Origin of the sequence: Ruania suaedae, from assembly GCF_021049265.1 — a bacterium.
Lineage (GTDB): Bacteria > Actinomycetota > Actinomycetes > Actinomycetales > Beutenbergiaceae > Ruania > Ruania suaedae.
Genome location: NZ_CP088018.1, coordinates 3,432,747 through 3,458,069 on the forward strand (window position 1 = coordinate 3,432,747; position 25,323 = coordinate 3,458,069).

At 69.9% G+C, this 25,323-nt stretch carries 25 protein-coding genes; 12 read left to right on the top strand and 13 right to left on the bottom strand.

Going from position 1 to position 25,323, the window contains the following annotated elements; genetic code table 11:
* Positions 1-141 precede the first annotated feature (141 nt).
* Positions 142-2,994, top strand: coding sequence for a DUF8487 domain-containing protein (locus LQF12_RS15835; RefSeq protein ID WP_231053862.1), 2,853 nt, complete (start codon positions 142-144; stop codon positions 2,992-2,994).
* Positions 2,995-3,023: 29 nt separating this feature from the next.
* Here the strand turns inward: LQF12_RS15835 and LQF12_RS15840 are convergent, their stop codons facing one another.
* The 4 genes from LQF12_RS15840 to lpdA form a co-directional block, all read right to left on the bottom strand.
* Positions 3,024-3,938 (bottom strand): carbohydrate ABC transporter permease, encoded by a 915-nt coding sequence (locus LQF12_RS15840; protein ID WP_354004685.1) that lies wholly within the window; start codon positions 3,936-3,938, stop codon positions 3,024-3,026.
* Positions 3,935-5,071 (bottom strand): carbohydrate ABC transporter permease, encoded by a 1,137-nt coding sequence (locus tag LQF12_RS15845; protein WP_231053863.1) that lies wholly within the window; start codon positions 5,069-5,071, stop codon positions 3,935-3,937. The genes LQF12_RS15840 and LQF12_RS15845 overlap by 4 nt, the downstream gene beginning before the upstream one ends.
* Entirely contained in the window at positions 5,068-6,423 is a 1,356-nt protein-coding gene (locus LQF12_RS15850; protein WP_231053864.1) for an ABC transporter substrate-binding protein, read from the bottom strand. The genes LQF12_RS15845 and LQF12_RS15850 overlap by 4 nt, the downstream gene beginning before the upstream one ends.
* A gap of 250 nt (positions 6,424-6,673) precedes the next feature.
* Positions 6,674-8,071: a dihydrolipoyl dehydrogenase gene (gene lpdA, locus LQF12_RS15855; RefSeq protein WP_231053865.1), complete on the bottom strand. Its 1,398-nt coding sequence runs from the start codon at positions 8,069-8,071 to the stop codon at positions 6,674-6,676.
* Between the two features lie 241 nt (positions 8,072-8,312).
* On the opposite strand from lpdA, the gene LQF12_RS15860 reads away from it, so the two are divergent.
* The gene (locus LQF12_RS15860; RefSeq protein WP_231053866.1) at positions 8,313-8,786 is read left to right on the top strand and encodes a GNAT family N-acetyltransferase; all 474 of its coding nucleotides are present in this window, start codon (positions 8,313-8,315) and stop codon (positions 8,784-8,786) included.
* A gap of 36 nt (positions 8,787-8,822) precedes the next feature.
* On the opposite strand, the gene LQF12_RS15865 is transcribed toward LQF12_RS15860, so the two are convergent.
* From LQF12_RS15865 to LQF12_RS15885, 5 genes are read right to left on the bottom strand one after another with little or no spacing between them, the layout of a single operon-like run.
* A complete protein-coding gene (locus tag LQF12_RS15865; protein WP_231053867.1) occupies positions 8,823-9,437 on the bottom strand; it encodes a hypothetical protein in 615 nt (204 codons plus the stop codon).
* A 37-nt stretch (positions 9,438-9,474) separates the two neighbouring features.
* Entirely contained in the window at positions 9,475-9,891 is a 417-nt protein-coding gene (gene hepT, locus LQF12_RS15870) for a type VII toxin-antitoxin system HepT family RNase toxin (RefSeq protein WP_231053868.1), read from the bottom strand.
* Entirely contained in the window at positions 9,884-10,273 is a 390-nt protein-coding gene (gene mntA / locus LQF12_RS15875) for a type VII toxin-antitoxin system MntA family adenylyltransferase antitoxin (RefSeq protein WP_231053869.1), read from the bottom strand. Before mntA ends, hepT begins: the two co-directional genes overlap by 8 nt.
* Before the next feature lie 31 nt (positions 10,274-10,304).
* Positions 10,305-11,354, bottom strand: coding sequence for an aminotransferase class V-fold PLP-dependent enzyme (locus LQF12_RS15880; protein ID WP_231053870.1), 1,050 nt, complete (start codon positions 11,352-11,354; stop codon positions 10,305-10,307).
* Between the two features lie 52 nt (positions 11,355-11,406).
* Positions 11,407-11,895: a MarR family winged helix-turn-helix transcriptional regulator gene (locus LQF12_RS15885; RefSeq protein ID WP_231053871.1), complete on the bottom strand. Its 489-nt coding sequence runs from the start codon at positions 11,893-11,895 to the stop codon at positions 11,407-11,409.
* Between the two features lie 109 nt (positions 11,896-12,004).
* Here LQF12_RS15885 and LQF12_RS15890 point away from each other — a divergent pair, with 109 nt between their 5' ends.
* Positions 12,005-12,796: an SDR family NAD(P)-dependent oxidoreductase gene (locus LQF12_RS15890; protein WP_231053872.1), complete on the top strand. Its 792-nt coding sequence runs from the start codon at positions 12,005-12,007 to the stop codon at positions 12,794-12,796.
* Between the two features lie 17 nt (positions 12,797-12,813).
* Here LQF12_RS15890 and LQF12_RS15895 read toward each other — a convergent pair whose 3' ends face one another.
* Both LQF12_RS15895 and LQF12_RS15900 read right to left on the bottom strand, forming a co-directional pair.
* Positions 12,814-13,287 carry a SufE family protein gene (locus LQF12_RS15895; RefSeq protein WP_231053873.1) on the bottom strand — a complete coding sequence of 158 codons (474 nt, stop codon included), beginning with the start codon at positions 13,285-13,287 and terminating at the stop codon, positions 12,814-12,816.
* Entirely contained in the window at positions 13,284-14,195 is a 912-nt protein-coding gene (locus tag LQF12_RS15900) for a sulfurtransferase (protein WP_231053874.1), read from the bottom strand. The genes LQF12_RS15895 and LQF12_RS15900 overlap by 4 nt, the downstream gene beginning before the upstream one ends.
* 135 nt (positions 14,196-14,330) lie before the next feature.
* On the opposite strand from LQF12_RS15900, the gene LQF12_RS15905 reads away from it, so the two are divergent.
* Positions 14,331-14,819 (top strand): nucleoside deaminase, encoded by a 489-nt coding sequence (locus LQF12_RS15905; protein WP_231053875.1) that lies wholly within the window; start codon positions 14,331-14,333, stop codon positions 14,817-14,819.
* A 38-nt stretch (positions 14,820-14,857) separates the two neighbouring features.
* On the opposite strand, the gene LQF12_RS15910 is transcribed toward LQF12_RS15905, so the two are convergent.
* Positions 14,858-15,541 carry a potassium channel family protein gene (locus tag LQF12_RS15910; RefSeq protein WP_231053876.1) on the bottom strand — a complete coding sequence of 228 codons (684 nt, stop codon included), beginning with the start codon at positions 15,539-15,541 and terminating at the stop codon, positions 14,858-14,860.
* Between the two features lies 1 nt (position 15,542).
* Positions 15,543-16,919, bottom strand: coding sequence for a TrkH family potassium uptake protein (locus LQF12_RS15915; RefSeq protein ID WP_231053877.1), 1,377 nt, complete (start codon positions 16,917-16,919; stop codon positions 15,543-15,545).
* A gap of 119 nt (positions 16,920-17,038) precedes the next feature.
* Between LQF12_RS15915 and LQF12_RS15920 the strand changes: the two genes are divergently transcribed.
* The 8 genes from LQF12_RS15920 (at position 17,039) to LQF12_RS15955 (ending at position 25,311) form a co-directional block, all read left to right on the top strand.
* A complete protein-coding gene (locus LQF12_RS15920) occupies positions 17,039-17,176 on the top strand; it encodes a hypothetical protein (RefSeq protein ID WP_231053878.1) in 138 nt (45 codons plus the stop codon).
* 87 nt (positions 17,177-17,263) lie between these two features.
* Entirely contained in the window at positions 17,264-20,035 is a 2,772-nt protein-coding gene (locus tag LQF12_RS15925) for a DUF4040 family protein (protein ID WP_231053879.1), read from the top strand.
* A complete protein-coding gene (locus LQF12_RS15930) occupies positions 20,032-20,469 on the top strand; it encodes a cation:proton antiporter subunit C (protein ID WP_231053880.1) in 438 nt (145 codons plus the stop codon). The genes LQF12_RS15925 and LQF12_RS15930 overlap by 4 nt, the downstream gene beginning before the upstream one ends.
* The gene (locus LQF12_RS15935) at positions 20,466-21,998 is read left to right on the top strand and encodes a monovalent cation/H+ antiporter subunit D family protein (protein ID WP_231053881.1); all 1,533 of its coding nucleotides are present in this window, start codon (positions 20,466-20,468) and stop codon (positions 21,996-21,998) included. Before LQF12_RS15930 ends, LQF12_RS15935 begins: the two co-directional genes overlap by 4 nt.
* Positions 21,995-22,354, top strand: coding sequence for a Na+/H+ antiporter subunit E (locus LQF12_RS15940; protein ID WP_231053882.1), 360 nt, complete (start codon positions 21,995-21,997; stop codon positions 22,352-22,354). Before LQF12_RS15935 ends, LQF12_RS15940 begins: the two co-directional genes overlap by 4 nt.
* Complete coding sequence (locus LQF12_RS15945) at positions 22,351-22,608, top strand: MrpF/PhaF family protein (RefSeq protein WP_231053883.1); 258 nt, start codon at positions 22,351-22,353, stop codon at positions 22,606-22,608. Before LQF12_RS15940 ends, LQF12_RS15945 begins: the two co-directional genes overlap by 4 nt.
* Complete coding sequence (locus LQF12_RS15950) at positions 22,605-22,952, top strand: cation:proton antiporter (RefSeq protein ID WP_231053884.1); 348 nt, start codon at positions 22,605-22,607, stop codon at positions 22,950-22,952. Before LQF12_RS15945 ends, LQF12_RS15950 begins: the two co-directional genes overlap by 4 nt.
* A 31-nt stretch (positions 22,953-22,983) precedes the next feature.
* Entirely contained in the window at positions 22,984-25,311 is a 2,328-nt protein-coding gene (locus LQF12_RS15955; RefSeq protein WP_231053885.1) for a HelD family protein, read from the top strand.
* Positions 25,312-25,323: the final 12 nt, after the last annotated feature.

Sequence of the window (25,323 nt, forward strand, 5' to 3'; positions counted from 1 at the left end):
GCGAATCGTCCAGCCCAAGCGCCGGATCGTCCCTTCCCGCCGCCCTCACCGACTTCCTAGCATCGAAGCACCCACCCTGCGGCGCCTGACGTGCGCGCCCAGGAGCATGACCCGACCTCCAGCGCCGAAGGACCTTCCCCGATGCCCGATCAGCCCACCACCGCCCGCCCGATTCAGAACGACACCGTCATCGATCTGTCCGGGGCGTGGCAGTGCCGCCTCGACCACGAGGGCGTTGGCGAACTCGAGCAGTGGTTCCGCCGCGATCTGCCGGGCGAGTCCACCACCCTCACGCTCCCTGGCTCGATCCAGCACCAGGGCCTCGGCGATCCCGTCACGCTGGACACCCCCTGGACCGGCGGCATCGTCGACCGCTCCTACTTCACCGACGACGCCTACGCTCCCTACCGCGAGCCGGGCAACATCGCCGTCCCGTTCTGGCTGCAGCCACAGGTCTACTACCAGGGCGCCGCCTGGTTCCAGCGCGAGATCCACGTCCCCGAGGCCTGGCAGGGCCGGCGCATCGAGCTCGGCCTGGAGCGCGTGCACTGGGAGTCCACGGTCTGGGTGGACACCCACCGAATCGGATCCGAACGTAGCCTGACAACGGCGCACCGTTTCGATCTCGGGGCACTCACCCCGGGCACGCATCGCCTCACGATCCGCGTGGACAACCGCGCCGTGGTCGACGTCGGCCCGAACGCCCACAGTGTCTCCGACCACACCCAGGGCAACTGGAACGGCGTCGTCGGCGCCCTGACCCTGACTGCCCAGCCCGAGGTGAGGATCAGCCAGGTCCGGGTCTTCCCCGAGCTGGCCACCCGCTCCGCCGTGGTCAAGGTCGACATCTCCGGTGGCACCCGCAGTACGGGAAGCGGACGCGTCGAGGTCACCGCTCGCCCTTACAACGTCCCGGCGCACACCACCGGCACGCACGACGTCGAACCGGTCACCGCCCTGTTCCAGGCCGAGCACGGCCGCGACCTCGGCGAACGTGGCCTGACCGCCAGCGGAGCCCACGTGGACGTGAGCCTCCCCCTTGGCGAGGACGCGCGCGCCTGGGACGAGTTCGACCCCACGCTGTACGAGGTCACGGTCACCCTGATTACCGACCTTCACGGCGCCGAGCACCGCGACACCGTCACCACCACCTTCGGGCTGCGCGAGATCGGCACCGATGGCACGCAGGTCACGATCAACGGGCGCCCGACCTTCGTCCGCGGCACACTCGAGTCCTGCGTCTTCCCGCTGACCGGCTACCCTCCCACCGACGTCGATTCCTGGCGCGAGATCATCGCCACCGTGAAGGCTCACGGGCTCAACCTGCTGCGGTTCCACTCCTGGTGTCCGCCCGAGGCGGCCTTCGTGGCCGCCGACGAGGCTGGACTCTACCTCCAGGTCGAGGGTCCGATCTGGGCCAATCAGGGTGCCGCGATCGGCGAGGGCAGGCCGGTCGACGCCTTCCTCGACGAGGAGACCCGGCGCATCCTACGCGCCTACGGCAACCACCCGTCGTTCGTGATGATGGCGCACGGCAACGAACCCGGGGGGCGCGATGTGGAGCACCTCACTGCATGGGTCGCCGGCTGGCGCGCCCACGACCCACGTCGCCTCTACACCACCGGCGCCGGTTGGCCCGCCGCCCGTGAGAACGACTTCGACAACATCCCCCACCCCCGCGCCCATCGATGGGACGAGGGACTCGAGTCGCGCCTCAACGGCCACCCGCCGGAGACCGAGTCCGACTACGCCGAGTGGGTGCGCGATCGCCCGGTCGTCAGCCACGAGATCGGGCAGTGGTGCGTCTACCCGGACTTCTCCGAGGTCGAGCGCTACACGGGGCTGATGCAGCCGAAGAACTTCGGCATCTTCGCCGACTTCCTGCGTGAGGCCGGCATGGCCGACCAGGCGGAGGAGTTCCTTCGCGCCTCCGGCAAGCTCCAGACCCTCTGCTACAAGGAGGACATCGAGGCGGCGCTACGCACGGACGGGTTCGGTGGCTTCCACCTGCTGGGCCTATCGGACTTCCCCGGCCAGGGCACCGCACTGGTGGGCGTGGTCAACCCGTTCTGGGAGTCCAAGGGCTACTGCACTCCGGAGGAGTTCGCCCGCTTCTGCGGACCCACCGTGCCACTGGCCCGGCTTCCCCGCCGGATCTGGGCGGCCGACGAGCAGATCACCTTCGAGGTGCAGGTGGCCCACTTCGGGCCGGCTCCCCTGCAGGCGCAGGTGCGCTGGAGCCTACGAGCCGACGACGGCGCGGCCTTGAAGGACGGTGTGGTCGCCGAGCAGGAACTCGCTGTGGGCAACGGCACCCGGCTGGGGCCGGTGGTGGTACCGCCGGCTGACCTGGCCGAGGCTGCGCGGGTCACGTTGGTGGTCACCATCGAGGACGACTCCGGCGCCGTGTACGAGAACGACTGGGACCTGTGGCTCTACCCACAGATCCAGGCCCAGCCCTCCGGGGCGGTGTGCACCTCTGACGTGCAGCAGGCGATCGAGCGCGCCACGGCCGGCGAGAGTGTGCTGCTCGAACTGAGCCCGGAGAGCATCGGCAACGACATCGCCCTCGGGTTCACGCCGGTGTTCTGGAACACGGCCTGGACCAAGGGGCAGGCACCGCACACGCTCGGTATCACCCACGATCCGGAGCACCCGGTGTTCGCAGGATTCCCCAGCGAGGGCCACACCTCCTGGCAGTGGTGGGAGCCGTTGCACGGGGCTCGCGCCATGCTGCTCGACGGGCTGCCGCAGACGATGCGCCCCCTCGTGCAGCCGATCGACACCTGGTTCGAGGCGCGCCGGCTGGGCTGCCTGATCGAGGCCCGGCTCGGCGAAGGGAGGATCGTGGTCAGCTCGCTCAACCTCGACCCGGGCGCCGACCGGCTCGCCGCGCGGCAGCTGCGGGCCAGCCTGCTCGCCTACATGGCCGGCCCGGCCTTCGCGCCCGCCGAGACCATCGACGCCGGCCAGCTCCGCAGTCTGCTGCGCTGACCGGCGCCGATGCTCCGGCTGGGTGCGCCTCAGCCCTTGACCGACCCGGAGGTCAGGCCACGGACGAAGAAGCGCTGCAGCAGGAAGAACACCAGGATCGGCAGGGCCATCGAGAAGAACGCCCCGGCAGAGAGGAGCTCCTCGCCCTGACCCTGCGTCCCGAGCAGCTGCTGCAGTTGCACGATGACCGTGGCGTTCGAGGGAGCCAGGAACAGCTTGGCGATGAGCAGGTCGTTCCACACCCACAGGAACTGCAGGGTGGCGAACGCGGCGATCGCGGGCATCGCCATCGGGGCGACCAGCAGCCAGAACGTCTGGTAGTGGCTGGCGCCGTCGATCTTGGCCGACTCCACCACCGAGTACGGCAGCGTCGACATGTAGTTGCGCAGCGTGTAGACGCACAGCGGCATCCCGAATCCGGTGTGCAGCAGCCAGGTGGCCACGAACTCCCCGGAGATCCCGATGCCGTTGGGCCCGAGCAGGTTCAGCATCGGCTGGAACGCCACCTGGATCGGCACCACCATCACGCCGACGATGATCACGAACAGCGTCTCCTTGAACCGGAAGTTCAGGAAGGTGAACGCGTAGGCCGCGAAGGCGGCGAACATGATCGGCAGGATCGTGGCGGGCACCGCCACCACCACGGTGTTGAGGAAGCCCACGCCCATGTCGGCGGCGCCGGTGAAGACACCGACGTAGTTGTCCCCCGTCCAGCCCTGACCGAACGGGTCGAGGAAGACCGTCCACCAGCCGCTGGTGACGATGTCGTCGCGGCTGCGCAGGGAGTTGATGAGCAGGCCGACGGTCGGGATCGACCAGATGATCGCCAGCACGACCGTCACGATGATCGAGGTCCAGCTGCGGCGCCGGCCGTCCTTCATGTAGGAGGGCTGCCGCTTCGGCTTCGGCTTGGGCGTGGCCGGTACGGGTGCCGTGGCGGTCATCGGGCCCCCTCCTTCCGGTAGTGCCGGACCTGGTAGATCAGGATCGGCGTCACGAGCAGCAGCAGCACCACCACGATCGCCGAGGCCCGCCCGGCCCGCTGGAACGTGAACAGCTCCTGGAAGAACTGCACCGCGATCACGTTGGTGCTGGCCTGGCCGTTGGTGAGCACGTAGATGATGTCGAAGACCTTCAGGACCAGAATCGTCACCGTGATGAAGACGGTGATCATCGTGCCCTTGATCTGGGGGATGATCACCTGGAAGAAGACCTGGGGCTCACTGGCGCCGTCCATCCGGGCCGCCTCCAACGTCTCCTCCGGCACGCCCTTGATGCCACCGGAGAGCAGGATCATCGCGAATCCGGCCTGCATCCAGATGAGGATCACCATCATCAGGAACGAGTTCAGCCGCAGCGTGTCCAGCCGGATCCAGTTCTGTGCCTCCCCGCCCAGGGAGGTCACGATGGAGTTCAGCAGGCCGATGTCCGGGTTCGGCGAATAGATCTGGATGGCCCAGATGGTCGAGGCAGCCACGAACGAGATCGCCATCGGCAGGAAGATGAAGCTCTTGGCCACCTTCTCGCCCTGCGCCGAGAGCCGGTCCGCGAACAGCGCCACCACCAGGCCGACCACCACGGTCAGCGCCGGCACCACGATGAGCCACAGCGCGTTGTTGGTCAGCGAGAGCCAGAACTCTCCGCTGCCGAAGATCGCGACGTAGTTGTCGAAGCCGACGTAGGCGGTGCTGTCCTGGTTGGCGAAGCTGTAGTTGATCGTCTGCAGCGTCGGGTAGACGAGCACGAGCCCCAGCAGGAAGAACGAGGGGAACACGAAGACGTACGGGATCACGCCCTCGGAGAATCGCTGCGGCAGGCCCTCGATGAAGACGTTCACGAAGAAGAACAGCAGCGCCGCTCCCCCGACCCCGGCCAGCATGCCGATCACGGCCATCAGCAACCGGTTGTCGAAGAACCATTCCGGGTAGTACGCGAGCGCCAGGAACACGTTCGCCGCGAACCAGGCGATCACCACCGCCCCGAGCAGGCCACCGACGATCCGCACCGGCCGGGCGCCACCGACCTTGCGAGGCCGGGACTGCTGCTCCGGTTCAGCGGCGGTGGCGGTGGCGGTCACGAGTCCTCCTCGCTCGTGGGCCAGCTCTCCTCGATAGCCGTCGTGACCTCTTCGGCCGAAGCCCCGTTGACCCAGTCGAGCATCCCGGTCCAGAACGTCCCGCCGCCGACGGCATTGGGCATCAGGTCCGAACCGTCGAAGCGGAAGACATCGGCGTCGGCGACGATCTCGGCGGTGCGCCGGGTGAGGTCGTCCGGATACTGGCTGATGTCGAAGGTCGAGTGCGGGGACAGCCACCCACCGGACTGCGCCCACGGGCCGCCGAAGGAGTCGGAGGTGAGGAACTGCATCAGCGCGATCGAGTCCGGGTCGTTGCCGTTCATCAACGCCGCCAGGTCACCGCCGCCGAGGATCGGCTGGTCGGTGTAGTCCCCGGAACCCGAGCGCGGGAAGACGAACAGCCCGACCTCGGAATCGAGGTTCTCCTGCACCTCCTCCGGCATGAACCCGGTGATGAAGTTGCCCTGCCGCTCCATCAGGCACTCCGCCGGGTCCTCGAATGCAGGCAGGATGGCAGCGCTGAAGGGCACCGCGAGCACGTTCGAGGGTCCACCGAGGACGTTGCCGTCCTCGAAGAGCAACTCGCCGTAGGCCTCGAAGGCCTCGATCACGCGCGGGTCGTTGAAGGGGATCTCGTGGGAGGTCCACTGGTCGTACACGTCCGGGCCGTGCAGGCGGAGCATGTACTCCTCGATCCAGTCGGTGCCTACCCAGCCGGTGGCCTGGTCCGACTCCCAGCCCATGCACCAGGGGGCGATACCGTCCGCGCGAATCTCCTCCGCGACCTGCGCCAGGTCCTCCAGCGTCTCCGGCTCGGTGTCGTACCCGCCGGACTCGTACGGCTCGAGCGGGTACCAGACCAGCGACTTCACGGCCATCCGCATCGGGGCGCCGTACACGCGGCCGTCGTCGTCGGTGGCCGCATCCAGGAAGCCCGGGACGAGCGTCTCCTCGAGGGAGGCCATGTCGAGGTAGAGGTCCACCGGCTGCACGTTGCCGGCGCCGGCCTGCTCCATCAGCCCACCGGGCTGAGGGAAGATCGCGACATCCGGCGCCTGACCGGAGCTGGTCCGCGCCCGGATCGTGTTGGTGAAGTCCTGGTCGGAGGTGTACTGCACGTCGATCCCGGTGCGCTCCTCGAACTCCACCAGGGACTCGTTGAACGCCTCGGCCTCGGCCCCACCGAAGGCTCCGAGGACCGTCACCACCCCGTCGCTGTCGGTCAGGTTGTTGTCGGGCCCGACTGCGTCGCCGCTGCCGCCACCCGGCTGCTGCAGGCAGCCGGCGAGGAGCAGCGCTCCGGTCGCAGCCAGGCTCGTCGCCGCAACCCTGCGGCGCACGCTCTGCGTCATCTGCAGACTCCTTCGTCCAGTCCCGAGGGCCGTCGTGACCCATCTGACTCGCAGGCTAGCGCTCCGACCGCCGTCGGGCAGGCCGAATGCGCGGTGGTGGCCACCCGTTGCCGAATCGCAACCTGATCGTGGATCTGATGTTCACGCTCACATCGGAGCGGACCGCACACGAACGAACGGGCGACGGCGGAAGGTGAGTTCCGCCGTCGCCCGTTCGGGTGGCCTGCAGGCGCCCGCGGGCGCCGTGGGATCAGAGGTTGAGCATGTGCCCGGAGATACCGTGCACGGCCTCCTTGATCGCCTCGCCCAGCGTCGGGTGGGCGAAGACGTTGCGGGAGACCTCGTCGGCGGTGAGATCCCAGCGCTGGGCCAGGTTGAGCACCGGCAGCAGCTCGGTGACGTCCGGGCCGATCATGTGCGCGCCGATGATCTCGTTGTACTTCGCGTCCGCGATCACCTTGACGAAGCCCACCGCCTCGCCCAGGCCCATCGCCTTGCCGTTGGCGGTGAAGGGGAACTTCGCGACCTTGACGTCGTAGCCCTTCTCCTTCGCCTGGTCCTCGGTGTAGCCGAAGGAGGCGATCTGCGGCTGGCAGTAGGTCGCGCGCGGGATGAAGTCGAACTCGATCTCCTGCGTCTCGGCGCCGGCGATGGTCTCGGCGGCCACCACGCCCATCGCCTCGGCGGTGTGGGCAAGCATGAGCTTGCCGGTCACGTCACCGATGGCGAAGACGTTCTCCACGTTGGTGCGACCGCGGGAGTCGACGGCGATCGCGCCGCGCTCGGTGGTCTCGATACCGAGGTCCTCCAGGCCATAGCCCTCCATCCGCGGGGCGAACCCGATCGCGGAGAGCAACTTGTCGGCCTCGAGCACCTGGGACTCGCCGTCCTTGGGACTCACGGTCACCTTCACCCCGGAGCCGGTGTCCTCCACCGACTCCACCTTGGTGGAGGTCATGACCTTCACGCCAAGCTTCTTGTAGTGCTTGCCGAGTTCCTTGGAGATCTCGGGGTCCTCCAGCGGCACGAGCCGGTCGAGGAACTCCACGATGGTCACGTCCACGCCGAAGTTGGCCATCACGTAGGCGAACTCCACGCCGATGGCGCCGGAGCCGGCGATGATGATCTTGTCGGGGAGGTTCTCGTCGAGGATCTGCTCCTCGTAGGTGACGACGTTCTTGCTCACCTCCACGCCGGGCAGCATCTTCGTGACGGCGCCGGTGGCGATGATCAGGTGGTCGAACGTCAGCTCGCTGGTGGAGCCGTCCTCCGCGGCTACCGACATCGACGTGCTCGAGGTGATCGTGCCCCACCCGTCGACCTCGGTGATCTTGTTCTTCTTCATCAGGAAGTGCACGCCCTTGACGATGCCCGCCGAGACCTGCCGGCTGCGGGCGTGCGTGGGGCCGTAGGACATGGAGGCATCGCCGGTGATGCCGAACTTGTCCTTCTCATGGGTCAGCGTGTGCGCGAGCTCGGCGTTGCGCAGCAGAGCCTTGGACGGGATGCAGCCCACGTTCAGGCAGACACCGCCCCAGTACTTCCGCTCCACCACGGCCACGTTGAGACCCTCTTGAGCCGCGCGGATCGCGGCGATGTACCCACCGGGGCCTGCTCCGAGAACAACGACGTCATAGTGTGAAGTCACGTCTCCGACTGTACTGGCGCAGCGCTGGTGGTGCGATCCCCGGCCGGTGAGCCCTGCATCACACCGGGCCGCAGGGACGGATGTGAGGGCCGCGCCCGAGGCGCACGAGCCCCGGCGCACGCATGACAGACTGCTCCTGCGGGGGCTCTCAGCGCGTCCCACGGGTGGGATACCGTGTGAAGTGCAGCCCCTGAACGCGTCAAGTACGAGTCAACCCCTGCTTCGTTCTCCTGGAGGTGCCATGGTCGCAATGGAACGCGTGGACTGGACCGACCCCGACCTGCAACGGCTCGTGGCCGACCAGGAGCAGGAGATCGACGCCCGCTACGACGACGGCGACCACGACAACCACCTCGACGCCGAGACCGTCACCGTGGCGGTGCTCGCACGCGACGAGGACACCAAGGAAGCCATCGCGTGCGGCGTCCTGCGCGATCCGGCCCCCAGCTTCGAGGCGGGCACCGGTGAGCTGAACCGCATGTATGTCCACCCCGACCACCGCCGCCGGGGCATCGGCAAGGAGATCCTGCGAGCCCTGGAGGCTGCCGCGAAGGATCGCGAGCTCGGTCAGCTCGTCCTCGAGACGGGCATCCAGCAGCCGGAGGCGATCGGGCTGTACACCTCCGAGGGGTACCGGATCATCGACAACTACCCGCCGTACGAGGACGACCTCGACTCGCGGTGCTTCGCGAAGGCCATCGGCGAGGAGGGCTGAGACCTCACTCAGGGCTGCTCGGGCTGCTCGGGCTGGTCAGCGCTGAGCGCGGTAGGCCCACTGATGGGCCGCCGCGCCGAGCCAGATCAGCAGCCCGAGCAGGACCACCACGGCGAACGGAGCCAGGTCCGCGAGGACGAGCACGAGCGCCCCGACGGCGGACCAACCCAGGATCGCGCCCGCCACCCGCAGCGCGGGGCTCCACACGTAGGAACGCGCGAGCATGACGACCATCGGGCCGAGCGTGACCACGTGGAGCACCCCGCCGCCCAGGGCGGCGGCCAGATGCAGGGCGCCGGCCCCCGTCGTGGACAGCACGGGGGCGAGCACGCTCAACGCCAGGTGCGCCACGCCCGCTGCCCCCGGCACGACGACGGCCACCGCGGCGAGCGGTCCGGCCCACCCCGCGCCGCGTGTCACCTCCCGGTAGGCGGCCGCGAGGACGGCCAACGCGCCGGCTGCGATCAGGGTCATCCCCCCGGCGACCAGACTCGCCACCGGGTGGTCCAGGAAGTAGTCACGGGCGTCGGCAGAGCCCGGCAGCGGCATCGCCATGCCCGCCGCGCCACTACGCGCCAGTGCCGCACCCAGCTCGGCAACCACCAGCACGGCGGTCGCCACCACCGCCGCTCCGCCGGTGCGCGCTCCCATGGCCACACGGTAGGTGCTCGGCACGGCGAGCGCCGCGTCAGCCTGCAGCGAGAAGGTCCGCCACCTGCGCCACGAACTGACGGATGGGCTCGAGGTCGGTGAGGCGAGCGACCACGATGGCATCGTCCACCTCCACATACTCGTGCACGAGAACGTTCCGGAAGCCCACGGCCCGGCGCATCGACGACGCCAGGTCCACCTCCAGGACGCCATGCACGCCGAGTAGCCTCATGGCGTCCCCGTTGTCCGCAGGCGGGCCCCAACCGGATGCAGCGCAGACGTGCTGCGCCACGTCCACGCACGACTCGATCATCGTGACGAACGAGTACTTGACGCCAGGCATCCACATGGCGTCTTCACGGCGGGACTGCTCAGCCGAGGCTTCACGGTGCAGGACGTGCACGTCGTCGGTGATCCGGCGCAACAGGCGCTGGAGCCGGAGCGGATCAACCACGACGTACGCTCTCGAGGAAATCGCGGTGCGCGCGCTCGAACCGTGGGCGTTCGTCGAAATAGATCTTGCGGGTGGTCGCCTCCCACGCGACCCGTTCGGAGGCGTCCTGCTCGAACAGGAGAGTGCCCGAGGCCGCCACTCTCCCGGCGAGCTCGAGCGGCGCGGTGTCCAGGACGAGCAGGTCGACTCCCGGTTCGAGGAGGACGTCGGACGCCACCAGATCGCTGCGACCGAACAGTGCGGCGAGGTCGACATCCGAACGCTGCCTCGCACGTCCCGTCGCGCGGCTGCCGTGCAGGTAGCAGAAGCGGGCGCCGGCAGCGCGAAGCGCCGCTATCGCACGCTCGATCACCGGCCCGTCCTCATCCATGAGGGTCATCATCCCAGTCTCGTGCGGACACGGCCAGAGCGGGCTACTCGAGATGGCCGCGGAGTACTGCGACCGCGCGTTCGACATCCTCAGCCGTGGTGTGCACATGGAAGGAGAACCGCACTCTCCCGGCCCTCCCGGCCGTGACGATGCCGGCATCAGTGAGCGCTGCCCTCCCTCGCTCGCTCACCGGGAGGGACACGATGGCCGAAGCGGTCTCCCCCAGCCCCAGCCCGGTGGTGAACCGGTTCGCGAGACCCACGGCGTGCGCGTGCAGCGCTGCCGGCCCGATCTCGGTCAGCAGCTCCAACGCCGGCTCAGCCCCCACCCAGACCGGCCACGCCGGGGAGACGTCGAAACGGCGCGCCGAGCTCGCCAGCCGCAGCGGGCCGCCGTAGATCGACGACCACCGGTCCTCGCCCGCGTACCACCCGGCCTGCGAGGCGACCACGGCGTCGAGCAGGTCCTCCCGCACGCTCAGGTAGCCGGTGCCGCGGGGGGCGAGGAGCCACTTGTACCCGGCGCACACGGTGAACGCGACGCCGTCGAGGTCCGTCGGGAGCCAGCCGGCGGACTGGGTGAGGTCGAGCAGGATCTCGGTGCCGTGGGCCCGGCACGCGGCCCGCAGCGCGGAGAGGTCGAGCACTGCCCCGTCCGCGGACTGCACCATCGAGACGGCGACGAGCGCTGTCTGGGGGCCCACCGCCGTGGGGAGGTGCGCCAGCGGTACCTCCCGCACCCGCACGCCCCGCCCCTGCTGGGCGAAGAAGGGGAACGTCACCGAGGTGAATTCGCCCTCGGCCACGAGGACCTCGGCCCCATTCGGGACCCACGCGGCGACCGGGGCGACCATCGCCGATGCCTGGCTCCCGACCGCCACGGCAGATGGGTCGAGGCCGACGAGCGCGGCGTAGAGGTCCCGGCACCGGGCCACCACGGCGTCCAGGTCCTGCGGCTGCACCCGGCCGGCGGCCCACGCGTCCAGGTGGGCCGTCATCGCCTCGCGGGTGCCGCGGCTGGGCAGTCCCATCGAGGCCGCGTTGAGGTAGATGCCGTCGGGGACGAACTGTTCGGCCCAGGGCCAGTGGTTCATGCGGCCATGCTACGAGCGCGCTCCGGCCCCACCCTCCGTTCGCCACCCTGGTTCAGGTCGGCGGCACCCAGCCCTCCTCCGGACGGATCGCGCGCAACACCCGTGCGGAGATCTCCCGCAGCTGCCGGCGCTGGGCCTTCGTCAGCGGGTCGAGCACCAGGCGGCGCACGGCGGTTTCGTGCCCGGGGGTCGCCGCCTCGACCTTTGCCAGTCCTTGATCGGTGAGCGTGGCCAGGGTGTAGCGCCCGTCGGAGGGGTCGGGTGCCCGACGCAGCCACTCCTTGGCCTCGAGACGAGTCGCGGCGCGGGAGAGACGCGAGAGGGAACTGTTCGCATAGCCGGCCAGCACGCTCATCCGCAGCGTCGCCTCCGGTGCGCGGGCGAGCGCATAGAGGACTCCGTACTCGAAGTGGGTGAGCCCGGCGTCCTGCTGCAGTTGCTCGTCGAGAGCAGCCGGCAACCACTCCAGCACGGTCGCCAGCGCCGCCCAGGTCTGCAGGTCCTCACCGGTGAGCTCAGGCGGGGAGCCGGGTGTCGTCATAGGGTAAGCCTATCGCCGGATTGACTTGCTCAGTCACGTCATCCATGCTGAACGTCGCTTGACTGAGCAAGTCATCGTGGATGGCTGGACAACGAGAAGCACGGGGACCATGGATCTGGAACTGGTAGGCAGGCGCGCGTTCATCAGCGGTTCGACGCAGGGCATCGGCGCAGCGATCGCCGAGGTGCTGCTGATCGAGGGGGCCTCGGTGGTCATCAACGGCCGCTCCCAGGAGCGGGTGGACGCTCGCGTCGAGTCGCTGCGTAGCGCTCACCCGGGTAGCGACGTCATGGGCATCGCGGCCGATCTCGAGGACGCCGGCCAGACGCAGACGCTGCTCGATCGCCTGGGGCCTGTCGACATCCTCGTCAACAACGCCGGGGTGTTCGAGATGACGGAGTTCTCGGCCATCTCCGACGAGGAGTGGCAGCGCTACCTGCAGACCAACCTCATGTCCGGCGTCCGGCTCTCCCGTCACCTCCTGCCCGGCATGCTCGAGCGCGACTGGGGCCGCATCCTGTTCATCGCGAGCGAGTCCGGGGTGGACGTCCCGCCCGGGATGATCCACTACGGGGTCACCAAGGCGGCAGTGCTGGCGCTGGGCAACGGACTGGCCAAACTCACCCGCGGCACGCAGGTCACGGTGAACACGATCCTGGGCGGGCCCACCTACTCCGACGGCGTCGCCCAGGCGATCGAGAAGATCGCCCGCGCCCAGGGCGCCGCGCCGGGCGACCTCAAGGCGGCGATCGCCGCGCAGAACCGGACCTCACTGCTGGAGCGCTTCCTCGAGCCCGCCGAGATCGCGAGCCTCGCCGCCTACCTCGTGAGCCCGGTGGCGTCCGCCACCAACGGCGCCGCGCTACGCGCCGACGGGGGAACGCTCACGACCACTCTGTGAGGTCGGGCGGTGGGTGTTCAGAGGCCGGACTTCTCCCGCACCTGCCGCTTGATCCGGCCGAGCATGCTGCCCATCCCCCGCAGCCGTAGCGGCGTGATCGCGCGGGAGAGGCCGAGCCGATCGGAGACATCGTCGGGCACCGCGAGCACCTGGGCAGCGGTGAGCCCGTCCAGGCCCTCGTGCAGGATGCCCGCGAACCCCCGCGTGGTGGGGGCCTCGGCCGGGGCCGAGAAATACAGGCGCACGACGGCGTCCGCCGCCGCGCCGCTGTCGTCACCGATCACCTCGGTCACCAGGAAGATCGGCGACTGGCACTCCGGCACCGGCTCCAGCAACTCGGGGTGCTCGGCATAGCGCTCGGGCAGGTCGGGCAGACCTTCACTGAACTCCAGCAGCAGCTGCAGCCGGTCGGGCTCGCCGAGGGCGTTGAAATCCTCGACGATCGCCGCGAGCGCCTGCGGCAGCGGGACTGGGGTGGCGCTCGCCGTCATCGAGCAGCAACCCCGCTGGGGACCTCACCGGGCTGCTCACCCTGCGCGATGGGCACGCGCACTGCGTTGCCCCACTCGGTCCACGATCCGTCGTAGTTGCGCACATCGTCGAACCCGAGCAGGTGCGAGAGCACGAACCAGGTGTGGCTGGAGCGCTCCCCGATCCGGCAGTAGGCGATCACCGGCTCGGCCGGGCTCAGCCCCTTCTCCTGCCGGTAGATCTCCTCCAGCTCGGAGCGGGACTTGAAGGTGCCGTCCTCGTTCGCGGCCCGCGCCCACGGCACCGACTGGGCGCCGGGGATGTGCCCGCCGCGCAGGCTGCCCTCGTCGGGATAGTCCGGCATGTGCGTGCGCTCGCCGGTGTACTCCGGAAGTGAGCGCACGTCCACGAGCTGACCGCCGAGGAAGGAGAGCACGTCCTCCTTGAAGGCGCGCACCTGCGAGTCGTCCCGCTCGATCACCGGGTACTGCGTGGGCGCCGGGCTCGGGACGTCGGTGGTGAAGTCGCGACCCTCGGCCACCCACAGAGCGCGGCCGCCGTCGAGCAGGCGCACGTCGGGGTGTCCGAACAGCGTGAACACCCACAGCGCGTAGGCCGCCCACCAGTTGTTCTTGTCCCCGTAGATGACCACCGTCGTGTCGCGGCTGATGCCCTTGGCCGCCATCAGCGCGGCGAATCCCTCACCGTCGACGTAGTCGCGCGTGACCGGGTCGTTGAGCTCGGTGTGCCAGTCGATCTTCACCGCACCGGGGATGTGCCCGGTCTCGTACAGCAGCACGTCCTCGTCGGACTCGACCACCACGAGGTCCTCGCTGCCGAGGTGGGCAGCGAGCCAATCGGTGCTGACCAGGCGCTCCGGGCGCGCGTAGGCGGTGAACTTCTCGGCATCGTCATAGGGCAAAGGCATGAACGTTCCTCCTGGCAGATGTTGCTCGGGGGCGGACGGGCACTTCCTCGATCCTCTCACCGGGCGCGCGCGGGCTCCAAGGCAGCGGGGCGGGTCCGCATGGTGGTCACCTGCCGGCCGGAGCAGGATGGGTTCATGATCAGCGAGACCGACCGTCAGCACCTGCGCCGATGCCTCGAGCTCGCCCGCACCGCCCTGGCGGCCGGCGACGAACCGTTCGGCTCGGTGCTCGTGGCAGCGGACGGGCGCGAGCTGTTCGCCGATCACAACCACGTCGCCGTCGGCGACCACACTCAGCACCCGGAGCTGGCGATCGCACGATGGGCCGCCCAGCACCTGGATCCGGACGCGCGGGCGCGAGCCACGGTCTACACCTCCGGAGAGCACTGCCCGATGTGCGCCGCCGCGCACGGCTGGGTCGGCCTGGGTCGGATCGTCTACGCCAGCAGCTCCGCCCAGCTGACCGCCTGGCACGCCGAGTGGGCTCTGCCCTCCGGGCCGGTACGGCCGTTGGCGATCACGGACGTGGTCCCGGACGCCGTCGTGGATGGGCCTGATCCCCGCCTGGCTCCGCAGGTGCGGGAACTGCACCGGCGCCTGCACGGACGGGCCGGGCCAACGTAGAAGTCCCGGTCCGTCGATCGCAGGCTCGGTCTGTGGCCTCACGCCATGTCGATGAAGCGCTCGGCCTTGGCGGCCGGCCCCATCACGATCACCGTGTCGTTCCAGTCGAGCACCGTCTGCTCGGTGGCGTGGACCCACCCTCCCCCGCGCTTGCGCACGGCGGTGACATTGAGGTTGTGCTTGGAGCGCAGGTCGATCGCCCCGATCGTCGACCCCACCCACGAGGGCGGCACGGCGGCCGTGACCATCGCGAAGCCGCCGCCGATGTCCTGGTAATCGGCGATCGAGCCTCGCAGCAGGTGCGCCACCCGCCGCCCCATCTCCGACTCCGGGTAGACCACCTGGTGCACCCCGAGCTGATCGAGGATCTGACCGTGCGGCTCGGTGATCGCCTTCGCCCACACGGTCGGGATCCCGAAGCGCACGAACCACGAGGCCGTCAGGATCGAGGCCTCCAGGTCGTTGCCGATCCCCACCACCGCGTGCGTGAAGTCGGGCACCGCCAGCTGCTCGAGCACCTCCCGCTTGGTGGAGTCGGCGCGCACGACGTGCGTGAGCCCACCGCTGAGGGACTGCACGATCTCGGCGTCGGTGTCGATGCCCAGCACATCCACCCCGGCCTGGGCGAGCTCGATCGCGAGCGCGCTCCCGAAGCGGCCGAGCCCGGCCACCACCACCGAGTCCGACGGGCTCAACGACGTGCGGGACTTGCCCCCTGCCATGTCAACCAATGATCGGCCTCTCCTTGGGAAGTTCGAACATGAGCTTGCGCTCGCGGAGCGCCAGTGCCGAGCCGACGGTGATCGGGCCCAACCGCCCCACGAACATGATGACCACCAGCAGCAGGTGCGCCCCCGGCGGCAGGTCGGCGGTGATCCCGGTGGACAGACCCACCGTCGCGAACGCCGAGATCACCTCGAACAGCACCTGGTCGAGCGAGAACGGGGTGACGATCAGCAGCACCCAGGTGCCGCCTGCCACCAGCGCGACGGCCAGCAGCGCCACCGTGATCGCCTCCCGGTGCACCGCCCGGGAGAGCCGGCGGCCGAAGATGTTCACCGCCGTCTCCCCGCGCAGCTCGGTGACGATGAGGAAGAACAGCACCAGGAAGGTGGTCACCTTCACCCCGCCGGCGGTACCGGCCGGCCCGCCGCCGATGAACATCAGCAGGTCCTGGGTGAACAGGGACTGCGTGCTCATCGCCGCGGTGTCGATCGCGTTGAAGCCTGCCGTACGGGTCATCACCGAGGCGACGAAGCCGAGCAGCAGCTTCTCCGCCACCGTGTACTCGCCCAGGGTCCCGGGATTGCTCCACTCCAACGCCGTCAGCGTGATCCAGCCGAGCAGCAACAACGAGACGGTGCCGAGCACCACCAGCTTGGTGTGCATGCTCCACCGCGGCCAGCGGATGTGCTTGCGCAGCTCGAACAGCACCGGGAAGCCTAACCCGCCGATGATCACCGCGACACAGACCGGTACCAGGACCCACGGATCCCTCGAGTAGCCCATCAGGCTGTCGGAGTCGAGAGCGAAGCCGGCGTTGTTGAACGCCGAGACGGCGGTGAACACGCCCTTCCAGAGGGCCTGCGGCAGCGGGACCTGATAGCTGACCACGTAGCGGGTGACGAGGATGGCCGCGACCAGCGCTTCCACCGCGAAGCTCACCTTCGCCACACCGACCACGATGCTGCGCACGTCTCCGATGCCCACCGCTCGCACGGAGGCGCTTGCCACCAGCCGCGAGCGCAGCCCGAGCCTGCGCGCCATCACGATCGCGATCAGCGAGGCCGCGGTCATGATGCCCAGGCCGCCGATCTGGATCAGGACGGCGATCACCGCCTGCCCGAAACCGCTCCAGTAGGTGGCGGTGTCCACGACGATCAGTCCGGTCACGCAGACGGCGGAGGTCGCCGTGAACAGTGCCTCCTCCCAGGTGGGAGGTGCCCCGGCAGATGCGGTGACCGCGATCGGCAGCCGCAGCAGCAGGGTGCCCACGGCAATGGCCGCGACGAACGCCAGGGCGAGAACCTTCGCCGGGTGCTGAGGGCCGGCGCTCCGGCGGCGGGCCGAGCGCGGACGTGCCCGACCGGAGAGTGCCACGGCTGAAATCTAGACCTGTGCGACGGCGTTTCCAACGGCCGTGCCGGTGAGGTGGCTCACGCTCGGGCCGTCGGGCGACTGCGCGGCCGGCGCTAACCATCCCTGTAGACTGTGGATCGATGTCAGCCCCCACCCGTGTCTCGTCGGCGGCGTTCACGCCGATCGTGCGGGTTCTGCCGCCTCTGGGGACGAATGGGCACATCTCCACCTGGGGAGCCGAGCTCGCCGGGACCGCGCCCCCCGCCGTCGCTGACTGAGCTTCGGCCCGATATCGTCCCCCCATGGCGTGGACGACGTGACCTCGGACCGACCTGGCCCTTCACCGACCGGACCGAGGTGTTGACTTGCTTCTCACGTGCGTCGCGATCGCGGCCGGCACCTGTGCCGCCGCTCCCTTCCTGACCCGCGCCGTCGGCCGTCGGGCCGGCTGGATCCTGGCGCTCCCGCTGCTGGTCGCAGCCGCCCTGATCGTGGGCACGTCCGACCTGGGCACTCCCGTCGCCCAGGAGATCCCCTGGATCCCGCAGCTGGGCGTGGACCTGGCCCTGCGCCTGGACGGACTCTCGCTCGCGTTCGCGCTACTGGTGCTGGTGATCGGCGCAGCCGTGCTGTTCTACTCCGCGCGCTACCTCGGCGACAAGAGTAAGCACCACTCGTTCTACGGGTGGATGACGGCCTTCGCGGCCGCGATGCTGGTGCTGGTCCTCTCCGACAACCTGGTGCTGCTGTTCGTGGCCTGGGAGGGCACGACGCTGTGCTCGTTCTTCCTCATCGGTCGCTCCGGGCCGGCCGGGCGGGAACCGGCGATCCGGACGTTGCTGGTGACCGCCTCGGGTGGGCTGAGCCTGCTGGCCGCCGTCGCCGTGATGGCCGTCGGCACCGGCACCACCCGGATCAGCGAGGTCCTCACCTCCACCGCGTGGCAGGAGGGGGGCTTCACCACCGCCGTCGCGGTCCTGCTCGCTGTCGCCGCCTTCACCAAGTCGGCCCAGTTCCCTTTCCAGTCGTGGCTGCCGGAATCCATGGTGGCGATCACCCCGGTCTCGGCCTACCTGCACGCTGCCGCCATGGTCAAGGCCGGCATCTACCTGCTGCTGCGCTTCTCCCCGGCGCTGGCCGAGGTGCCGATCTGGACGATCCTGCTCGTCACCAGCGGCCTGATCACCGCGCTGCTCGGTGCGGCGGCGGCTCTGCGGCGGCACGACCTCAAGGAACTCCTGGCCTACTCCACCATCAGCCAGCTGGGACTGCTGGTGACGATGATCGGCGTCGGCACCCCCGATGCGCTGAAGGCAGCGGTGGTGCACACCCTGGCGCACGCGCTGTTCAAGTCGGCGCTGTTCATGTACATCGGGGTCATCGACAAGCAGGCGGGCACGCGGGACATCCGTGAGCTCGCCTCCCTGCGCCTGCGGATGCCGGTGACCGTCGTCGCCATCGGCCTGGCGGCCGCATCGATGGCGGGGGTTCCCCTGCTCCTGGGCTTCATCAGCAAGGAGTCGATGTTCACCGCCTTCGTCGAGGCGCCAGGGGTGTGGGTGCCGCTTCTCGCCACGGCGGGCGCCGCCGTCGCCTCGGTGCTGACGTTCGCCTACTCGGGCCGGATCGTGCTCGGTGCGTTCTCGGGCCGCACCGGAGAGGTCGTGCGCGAGGCCTCCACCCCCTTCTGGATCGCGCCGGCGCTCGCGGCCGCGGCCGGCCTCGTGCTCGGCGTGGTTCCCGCAGTGCTAGACCCGCTCGTCTCCAGCGCCGCCACGGCCGTCGTGGGATCGCAGGTCGAGACCCATCTGGCGATCTGGCACGGTGTGAACCTCCCGCTGGGCATCTCGGTGGCGATCCTGACCCTGGGGACCGTCCTGGTCCTCACCCGCGCCAGGGTCGAACGCTTCACCGCACCCCTGGCCATCCCCATCTCCGCCCCCGCGATCGTCGACGCGATCCGCGCCGGCATCATCCGGACCGGGACCGTCGTCGGCTCCTGGACCGGGAGCACCTCGCCCCGGCGCCATCTGATCATCCCCGTCGTGTGCGTGACGCTGATCGCCGCCGTCGCGTCGACCCGCATCGACTCGCTGCCCCCCGTGGTCGGCAACCCGACCCGGGTCGAGGACTGGGCCCTGGTCGCTCTCGTCGCGGTCGGCGTGGTGGCCACCCTGCGTGCCCGCACCCGGATCTCGGCGATCGTGGTGATCGGGGTGGTCGGCTTCGCGATGACGCTGTGGTTCTTCGTCCTCGGCGCCCCCGACGTGGCGCTGACGCAGTTGCTCGTGGAGATCCTCACGGTCACGGTGATGGTGCTGCTGCTGCGCCGCCTGCCGGACAGGTTCGCCACCCCGTCGGCGCGCGGGCGGCTGCCGAAGGTGCTGATCGCCCTCGGGGCAGGCGGCGCGACCACGCTGGGGGTGTGGGCGCTGACCGGCCGCCGAGAGATGTCCGAGGCGGCGACCTACTATCTCGGTCAGGCCGAGGAGGCCACCGGCGGGGCGAACATCGTCAACACCATCCTGGTGGACTTCCGTGCCCTGGACACCCTCGGCGAACTGACGGTGCTGGGCGTGGCCGGGGTCGCCATCGCCGCCCTGCTGACCTCCAGGCGGGCGGCACCGACCCGGTCGGCGAAGCTCGCGAAGGACTCACCACTGGCCGATGCCCGCGACAACGCGGTCTTCGCCGGGACCGCCGCCAAGGTGCTCGCGCCGCTGGTGGTGCTGGTCTCCCTGATGCTGTTGCTGCGAGGCCACCAGGAGCCCGGCGGCGGCTTCATCGCCGCGCTCGTCGGTGGCGCCGGGTTCGCGCTGCTCTACCTGGCTGCACCCTCCGACGTCGCCGCCCGGATCCGCTGGCCCTACCTCACCCTGATCGGACTCGGTGTGGTAGTCGGGACCGGGACGGGGTTGCTCGGCTACATCGACGGGTCCTTCCTGACCCCGCTGCACCCCGAGGTGCTCGGCATCAAACTGACCACCGCCCTGGTCTTCGACATCGGCGTCTACCTCGCCGTGGTCGGGATCGTGCTCACCGCCTTCAACCTCCTCGGCCGGCAGCACCGGATCGTCCACCGCGATCGTGAGGACGCCGAGCAGCCCGCCGACCCGAGCGCGAGGGAGACCCGATGACCATCGCCATCACCGCAGGGCTGCTCGTGGCCGGAGCGGTCTACCTGTTCATGCAGCGCGAGATGCTGCGCATCGTGCTGGGTTTCATCCTGCTCAGCCATGCGGTCAACCTCGTGATCATCGCCGCCGGTGGCACATCCCGCCGCGACGCCCCCTTCGGCGCCCCGGAGGACGTCTCCACCGTGGCCGACCCGCTCCCCCAGGCCTTCGTCCTGACGGCGATCGTGATCGCCTTCGCGATCACGATCCTGATGCTGGTCCTCTCGGTGACCGGGCGTGAGGACGGCGACTCCACCGAACCCACCCACGACGACCAGGAACCGCCCGCCGGTGAGGGCCGCGGCCGGGCGGGCCGGGGCGACCCCGAATCCGGCGTCGAAGCCGGAGCAGGTGCGGGCGCCGAGAGCGACCAGGATCGGACGGTCACCTCATGATCTCCTCCCTCCTCCCCCTGCTGGTCGCCGTCCCGCTGCTGACGGCGGGTGCGCTGGTCGCCGTCGGGAACCGGCCGCGCCTGCACAAACTGACCATGCTGACCGTGCTCGTGGCCTCGCTCGCTGCCTCCATCGCGATGGTGGCCACCTTCGCCGACGGCGGGGCGCTCGCCCACGGGGTGGCCAACTGGCCCTTCGGCGTGGCCATCCCCTTTGTGGCGGACATGTTCAGCGCGCTGATGCTGACGGTGACCGGACTGCTGACCGTGACCTGCACGGCCTTCGCGATCGCCTCCCGGCGCGCCGAGTCGCCCTACTTCGCCCCGCTGGTGATGGTGCTCATCGCGGGGATCAACGGGGCACTGCTCACGGCGGACCTGTTCAACCTGTTCGTCTTCATCGAGGTCATGCTGCTGCCCTCGTACGGTCTGTTCATCCTCGCCGCCCCCGGGAAGGCCCCCCTGCGCCAGATCGCCGGTGCGCGGCTGTACGTGACCTTGAACCTGCTGACGTCGACGATCTTCCTCGCCGGGGTCGGCTTCGTCTACGGCACTGCCGGGACGGTCAACCTCGGCGAGCTCTCCGCGGCTGCCGCGGAGGACTCGAGCGTGGCCATCGCGACCGCGATCTGCATCTTCGCGCTCGGGATCAAGGCCTCGGTGGTACCCGTGCACGGCTGGCTCGCATGCGCCTACCCCAGCACCTCCCCCGCGATCACCGCGCTGTTCTCGGGGCTGCACACCAAGGTGGCGATCTACGCCATCTACCGGATCTACGCGGTCGTCTTCGACGGTGACGCGCAGTGGTTGTGGATCGGGGTGGCGATCTGCGCCGCCACCATGGTCATCGGCGTCCTCGGCGCCGTCGGCGAGAACAACACCCGCTCGATCCTGGCGTTCCACATGGTCAGTCAGATCGGCTACATCCTCCTGGGCGTGGCCCTGTTCACCCAGGCCGGGCTGACCGCCGGGATCTTCTACCTGTTGCACCACATGATCGTGAAAGCCTCGCTGTTCCTGTCCACCGGCGCCATCGAGGTGCGGTACGGCACCGGCAATCTCGGCCAGGTGGGCGGAATCGGCCGCCGTGAACCGGTGATCGCGGTCGCCTTCTTCGTGGCAGCCCTCTCGCTCGCCGGGATCCCCCCGTTCTCCGGATTCGTCGCCAAGCTCTCGCTGATCCTCGCGGCGCTCGACGACGGCCAGATCGTGGCGGTGGTCGTGATGCTGGTGGTCAGCATCGTGACCCTGCTGTCGATGCTCAAGATCTGGTCCGGGGTGTTCTGGGGCAAGCCCACCGAGGCCGACGACAACGACGAGGCCGACGACGGCCCCCGCGGTGCGGGCGCGAGCACGCAGACCGCCGTCCGGCCTCGTATCGGCGTCGCGCTCGCGGCCCCCGCCGTCGCCCTGGCAGCGCTCACGCTGACCCTGGGGATCGGAGCCGAGGTGCTGATGTCGCTGTCGGCGACCGCCGCGGAAGGCCTGATGGACACGACCAGCTACGTCGAGGCGGTGAGGGGCTCATGACCTGGTTGACCTGGCCCGGGCGGCTGCTCGTCTTCGCACTCTGGTTCGCGAAGGAGGTCATCGTCTGCAACCTGACCGTCCTGCGTGACAACGTCACGCCCGGGCAGAACTCCACACCCGGGATCGTGCGGCTGCCCACCCGGTGCCGCACCGACGGCGAGGTGACACTGCTCGGCGCGCTGATCACGCTCACGCCCGGCACCCTGACCCTGGGCACCAACGTCGTCGGCTCGGGCACGCGGGTGCTCTTCGTGCACGGGATGTACAACTCGGGCGCCGAGGACCTGCGCTCGGACCTGGAGGAGATGGAGTCCCGCATGCTCCACGCGGTCCGCAGGCGGGGTGATGGACGATGATCGGCGTCGACATCGCCATCGCCATCATCGTGCTGGCCTGCCTGACCACCACCTACCGCATGGTCAAGGGCCCGACGGACGCCGACCGCGCGATCGCCTCGGACCTGCTGATGTTCGGCATCGTCGGGCTGGTGGCCCTGTTCGGTGTGCGGACCGCGAGCGCGTACACCTTCGACATCGTCCTCGTCGGGGCGCTGGTGGGCTTCCTCAGCGCGCTCGCACTGGGTCGTGCGCTCACGAGAGGGAAGAGATGACCACCGTACTGTCCGTGATCGGCAACATCGCCATCGTCCTGGGTGCGCTGGTGCTGGCCTCCGCCGCGCTGGGGATCCTGCGCTTCCCCGACGCCTACACCCGCGCCTCGGCGGTCGGCACGGCCGGCGGCGTGGGCATCGTGCTGGTGGTGACGGGATCGCTGCTGCTGCAACCGACGATCCCCGACCTGATCAAGGTGATCGTGATCGTCCTGCTGCAGCTCGGCACGTCGGCGATCGGCAGCATGGCCCTGGCTCGGGCCGCCTTCCTGGTCGGCTCCCCGCTGAAGCGGATGACGTTCGACGAGCTCTCGGACACCTCGGGACCGAACCGGCGCGCCTGACCCACCGGCCGGGACGGGTCGCGAGGGAGCGATGGACGAGCAGATCAGGATCGAGCAGACGGTCGTGGACCGGCTGTACGTACGCCTGGACGCCCTGCGCGGCGGGGTCGAGGAGGAGCTGAGCAGAGTCCGCCGTGAGCCGGCGAGCCGCCCGGGTGACCTCCTCGACCGCGACGCCAGGGTCGCACGACTGCAGGATCGGCTGACGAGTCTGGCCAGCGCCGAGGAGTCGTTGTGCTTCGGCCGGCTGGACCGCCGGGACGGCACGACCACCTACGTCGGCCGGATCGGCCTGCGATCGGCCGAGCTGGACACGCTCCTGGTCGACTGGCGCGCACCGGCGGCGGCGGACTTCTACCGGGCCACACCGGCTGGGCGTACCGACGTGGTCCGCCGGCGTCACCTACGCACCCGCGCCCGCCGGGTGGTCAGCATCAACGACGAGCTGCTCGACACCACCGTCGAGGCCGAGGGCTCGGGCCTGGTCGGCGAGGGCGCCCTGATCGAGGCGCTGACCGCCGAGCGCAGCGGTCGCATGAACGACATCGTCGCCACCCTGCAGGCCGAGCAGGACCGCATCATCCGCTCCCCTGCCGAGGGCACGCTGGTGGTGCAGGGCGGGCCGGGCACCGGGAAGACGGCGGTGGCGCTGCACCGCACCGCCTACCTGCTCTACGGCCACCCGAGGCTCGCCGAGCGGGGCGTGCTGGTGCTGGGGCCGACCTCGGCCTTCCTGGACTACATCGCTGACGTGCTGCCCTCGCTCGGCGAGAACCAGGCGGTGCTGGCCACCGTCGACGGGTTGGTCCCGGGCCTGCTCGCGGACAGGTCGGAGCCGATCGCGGCGGCGGCGGTGAAGGCCCTGCCGGTGATGGCCGACGTCGTCGGCGCGGCCGTGCGTGCCCGCCAGGGATCAGGCCATGACGTCCGGCTGGTCTACCAGGGCGACGAGTACGTGCTCACCGCGAGGACCATCGGCGCCGCCGTCGAGCGGGCACGGCGGACCGGATATCCGCACAACGTCGCCCGGCGCACGTTCCGCAGCGAGGTCCTCGATCATCTCCTGACGCAGGTGCTGGCCCGCGAGCGGCAGCTCTACGACGACGCCGATCGCGGTTTCGAGGCGGAGATCGCCGGCGTGGATGCGGCGCTGCGGCGCTCACCGGACCAGTTGCCGGCCGCGATGGCGGGGGCGGGGACCGAGGTGACCGGTCTGGCGGCCCGGCACGAGGCGCCGCGGGTGCGGCGTGAGCTCGCCGCCGACCCGCACGTGGCCGCGGCGCTCGAGGCGCTCTGGCCGACCCTCGATCCGCAGACCCTCGTGACCGAGCTGCTGACCGGCGGCGCCCGGCTGGCCGAGGCCGGCGCCGGCCTGCTCGACGACGATCACCGCCGGGCGCTGCTGCGCGCGCCGCGACCGGGCTGGTCCAGTGGCGACATCCCGCTGCTGGACGAGGCGGCGGAGCTGCTGGGGGAGGACGAGTCGGCCGGACTCGAGCAGCAGCGGCGCCGGCGTGGCGCCGATCTGCGCCACGCCCGGCAGGTGATCGCTGCCGCCGAGGGGGCGGGCGGCGGTGTCAGCGCCGAGGAGCTGGCCGACCGTTTCGCCGAGCGGGACACGCGCCCGCTGGCCGAACGGGCCGCCGACGATCGCTCCTGGGCGTACGGGCATGTGATCGTGGACGAGGCGCAGGAGCTGACCGCCATGCAGTGGCGAATGGTGTTGCGGCGGGTGCCGAGCGGCTCGATGACCGTGGTCGGTGACGTGCACCAGACCGTGTCCGTGGCGGGGACCACCTCCTGGGAGGCTCTCGCGCGTACGCAGCCGTCGCGGCGGTGGGTGCGGGAGGAACTGACGATCAGCTACCGCACCCCGGGGGCGCTGATGACCGCGGCCGACGCCGTCCTGCACGCGCTCGACCCTGCGGCGAGCCCACCGCGCTGCGCCCGGGCGGACGGCGCGCAGCCGTGGCTGAGATCCTCCCGCGGCGACCTCACCGGCGCGCTGACCGACGCTGTCGTGGCGGAGCGACGGGCCGTGGGCGCGGGCACGCTCGCGGTGATCGCCCCCGGGGAGCGGCTGGCGGAGATCGCGATGGCGGTGACCATCGCCCTGCCCGGCGCCTCGTTCGGGCCGGACCTGGACCTCGCGGCGCCGTGCGTGGTGATCACGCCGGCCCAGGCGAAAGGGCTGGAGTTCGATGCCGTGGTGGTGGCCGACCCGGGCACGATCCTCTCCGGGCCCCGTGGCCTCAACGCCCTGTATGTAGCGATGACCCGGCCCACCCGTCGCCTCGGGGTGCTCTGCGACGGACCGGTCCCGGCGGTCCTGGCAGGGCTTGCGACCGACCGGGGCTAGCTGACATCACAG

Coding starts and splice junctions, on each gene's coding strand:
- LQF12_RS15835 (WP_231053862.1), top strand. CDS start 142: ATGCCCGATCAGCCCACCACCGCCCGCCCGATTCAGAACGACACCGTC.
- LQF12_RS15840 (WP_354004685.1), bottom strand. CDS start 3,938: ATGACCGCCACGGCACCCGTACCGGCCACGCCCAAGCCGAAGCCGAAG.
- LQF12_RS15850 (WP_231053864.1), bottom strand. CDS start 6,423: ATGACGCAGAGCGTGCGCCGCAGGGTTGCGGCGACGAGCCTGGCTGCG.
- LQF12_RS15860 (WP_231053866.1), top strand. CDS start 8,313: ATGGTCGCAATGGAACGCGTGGACTGGACCGACCCCGACCTGCAACGG.
- LQF12_RS15865 (WP_231053867.1), bottom strand. CDS start 9,437: ATGGGAGCGCGCACCGGCGGAGCGGCGGTGGTGGCGACCGCCGTGCTG.
- mntA (WP_231053869.1), bottom strand. CDS start 10,273: ATGATGACCCTCATGGATGAGGACGGGCCGGTGATCGAGCGTGCGATA.
- LQF12_RS15880 (WP_231053870.1), bottom strand. CDS start 11,354: ATGAACCACTGGCCCTGGGCCGAACAGTTCGTCCCCGACGGCATCTAC.
- LQF12_RS15885 (WP_231053871.1), bottom strand. CDS start 11,895: ATGACGACACCCGGCTCCCCGCCTGAGCTCACCGGTGAGGACCTGCAG.
- LQF12_RS15890 (WP_231053872.1), top strand. CDS start 12,005: ATGGATCTGGAACTGGTAGGCAGGCGCGCGTTCATCAGCGGTTCGACG.
- LQF12_RS15895 (WP_231053873.1), bottom strand. CDS start 13,287: ATGACGGCGAGCGCCACCCCAGTCCCGCTGCCGCAGGCGCTCGCGGCG.
- LQF12_RS15900 (WP_231053874.1), bottom strand. CDS start 14,195: ATGCCTTTGCCCTATGACGATGCCGAGAAGTTCACCGCCTACGCGCGC.
- LQF12_RS15905 (WP_231053875.1), top strand. CDS start 14,331: ATGATCAGCGAGACCGACCGTCAGCACCTGCGCCGATGCCTCGAGCTC.
- LQF12_RS15910 (WP_231053876.1), bottom strand. CDS start 15,541: ATGGCAGGGGGCAAGTCCCGCACGTCGTTGAGCCCGTCGGACTCGGTG.
- LQF12_RS15920 (WP_231053878.1), top strand. CDS start 17,039: ATGTCAGCCCCCACCCGTGTCTCGTCGGCGGCGTTCACGCCGATCGTG.
- LQF12_RS15930 (WP_231053880.1), top strand. CDS start 20,032: ATGACCATCGCCATCACCGCAGGGCTGCTCGTGGCCGGAGCGGTCTAC.
- LQF12_RS15935 (WP_231053881.1), top strand. CDS start 20,466: ATGATCTCCTCCCTCCTCCCCCTGCTGGTCGCCGTCCCGCTGCTGACG.
- LQF12_RS15940 (WP_231053882.1), top strand. CDS start 21,995: ATGACCTGGTTGACCTGGCCCGGGCGGCTGCTCGTCTTCGCACTCTGG.
- LQF12_RS15945 (WP_231053883.1), top strand. CDS start 22,351: ATGATCGGCGTCGACATCGCCATCGCCATCATCGTGCTGGCCTGCCTG.
- LQF12_RS15950 (WP_231053884.1), top strand. CDS start 22,605: ATGACCACCGTACTGTCCGTGATCGGCAACATCGCCATCGTCCTGGGT.
- LQF12_RS15955 (WP_231053885.1), top strand. CDS start 22,984: ATGGACGAGCAGATCAGGATCGAGCAGACGGTCGTGGACCGGCTGTAC.